2 protein-coding genes and 1 pseudogene are annotated in these 2,345 nt (G+C 36.5%); 2 read left to right on the forward strand and 1 reads right to left on the reverse strand.

Going from position 1 to position 2,345, the window contains the following annotated elements:
- Window positions 1–412 precede the first annotated feature (412 nt).
- Window positions 413–715 (reverse strand): hypothetical protein, encoded by a 303-nt coding sequence (locus tag AFK68_RS01425; protein ID WP_094671055.1) that lies wholly within the window; start codon window positions 713–715, stop codon window positions 413–415.
- Window positions 716–1,467: 752 nt separating this feature from the next.
- On the opposite strand from AFK68_RS01425, the gene AFK68_RS40845 reads away from it, so the two are divergent.
- Both AFK68_RS40845 and AFK68_RS40850 read left to right on the forward strand, forming a co-directional pair.
- Window positions 1,468–1,732: calcium-binding protein (locus AFK68_RS40845; RefSeq protein ID WP_305778117.1), on the forward strand; the 265-nt coding region annotated here is incomplete at its 3' end.
- 1 nt (window position 1,733) lies between these two features.
- Window positions 1,734–2,196 (forward strand): annotated as a pseudogene (locus tag AFK68_RS40850) (calcium-binding protein); the annotation flags it as partial.
- Between the last annotated feature and the right edge of the window lie 149 nt (window positions 2,197–2,345).

Here is a 2,345-nt window from a genome sequence, read left to right on the forward strand (position 1 = left end):
GGGGAGTAGTAATTTTTTTGCTATACTCAGCAGCGAAAATACTAACTTTTTGATTTTTCGGGAACCGTGCATTAAGAGCTGAAACAGGCGTACTTTTTACCGACCTAAAAAGGCTAAAACCTGTTATCTGTAAATACTTTGAGATTTAATCTGCAAGCAGGCTTAATGCTAGAGAAGCTGTAATTTAGTGCCAAGCTCAACCAAAACCCTTGCCAAACAAAGCTTGTATAACTAAGTTGTTAATTGCTTGTTAGCTACCACTCATTGTATTTTTCAGGTTTTAATTTCATGTTTACCAATAAGCATGAAAAACCATATAATTCATGCCAGGCAAGCTTTTTTTAGATTTTGAGAGTTTTACTGAAATCAGTTAGCAACTACAAGTTGGCACTAAAAATCAGCTTCTCTAGTTTTAGCCCTCATTGGGGTCTATTCCCAAATCCTCACAAACTCCTATCAAGATTTCCTTTGCAGTACCCGGTGCCAGAGTTGCCACAGGAAGTCTTTCAGATTTTAGAGATTGAGCGATCGCTTCACAGAGATTTGATTTACCTGAGCTTGCCTCCCCAGTTATGTATAAAGATTGCCCTTTTTTCAATAAACCAACTATTTTTTCCTTTAAGTGACTTCTTGGATGAATAGAATTAGAATTATTGTTTCCTCCTGATACTTTCGGAGCTAATCCATTTCTGGTCAAAATTGAGCTGTTTATCATTCTATTGTGAGCCTTATAAGCATTTTTGCTTAATCTAACACAGACTCAAAAAAAGGCTGCAATTTTGTTATTAATGTTTTCTTAATAATATGCTGAGGGCGTATTGGCAACCAATTGGTCACAATATGCTGATTACCAGAAAATATGGAAAATATGGAAGTGTAAAAAATTTTTCTAATTTTGATTTATCAGGCTTCTTTTAATTAAACTCTTCGTAATTTGTCAAAAAATAGTTCAAGCATAGGCTAATTTTTAGGGCTTAATAGCCCTTTTTTTTGTGCCAAATTTTCTATTTCAGCAAACACTTGTTACTTTTTTTACTTTTTGTGATTATGATTTACCTGAGCTTACTTGTCCACTTATAAATAAAGATTTTTTTAATAATTTGACTATTTTTTTTAAGCAATATTTCCTTGAGAAAGGCAAAATAAAGACAATCTTTGTCTTGTCTTTATTTTAGCAATTTGATTATTTTTTTTAAGCTATTTGTCGTAGTTTATTTCGTTGACAAAATAAACTGCATAGCTAATAATACTTAATAATTATTACTTAGCTATTCGGTGATAGTTAATTAAAATTACACAGATAAGCACAGAAATACACAAACACAAAATGGCTAATATAGTTGGTACAAACGGAAACAATTTTCTTAGGGGAACTAACCGTAGCGACAATATCAGGGGTTTGNCTTAGCTATTCGGTGATAGTTAATTAAAATTACACAGATAAGCACAGAAATACACAAACACAAAATGGCTAATATAGTTGGTACAAACGGAAACAATTTTCTTAGGGGAACTAACCGTAGCGACAATATCAGGGGTTTGGGTGGCAATGACCGTCTTTTAGGCCGTAGGGGCAATGACAGACTTTCCGGTGGTACTGGCAAGGACACCCTTTCTGGTGATGCTGGCAATGACACCCTTAACGGTGGTACTGGTAATGACACTCTTAACGGTGACCGTGGTAATGACAGGCTTAACGGCGGTTTTGGCAATGACAGACTTTCCGGTGGTANTAATGACACTCTTAACGGTGACCGTGGTAATGACAGGCTTAACGGCGGTTTTGGCAATGACAGACTTTCCGGTGGTACTGGCAAGGACACCCTTTCCGGCGGTACTGGCAAGGACACCCTTTCCGGCGGTACTGGCAATGACATTCTTAACGGTGGCAGGGGTGATGACATCCTTAACGGTGGCAGGGGTGATGACATCCTTAACGGTGGCAGGGGTGATGACATCCTTAGAGGTGGCTTCGGCAAAGATATTTTTAGACTTTCCCGTGGACATGGGACTGATATCATTTTAGATTTTAGGGCACAAAACGAGAAGATAGACTTAGTTGGTTTATCGAGTGATGACTTAAATCTTGTTGCAAGTGGTAACAACACATTATTAAAAGTTATTGGCACTGGAGAGGTGCTAGCCCAACTTAATAATGTAAGCGTAGCAGATTTGGATTCATCAAATTTCATTTGATTAAATTTTTAATAGTTTGTCAAGAAATAGTCCAAGCGTAAATTAATTTTCAGGGTTTAATAACCGTTCCAATAAATCTGGACATATCTACCAATAAGTAGTCATATCTAGACAAATTCATTCTTAGTCCATAATTTCAGAACTAAAGG

It is taken from the genome of Hydrocoleum sp. CS-953, assembly GCF_002260545.1.
GTDB lineage: Bacteria > Cyanobacteriota > Cyanobacteriia > Cyanobacteriales > Microcoleaceae > Trichodesmium.

Coding starts and splice junctions, on each gene's coding strand:
- AFK68_RS01425 (WP_094671055.1), bottom strand. CDS start 715: ATGATAAACAGCTCAATTTTGACCAGAAATGGATTAGCTCCGAAAGTA.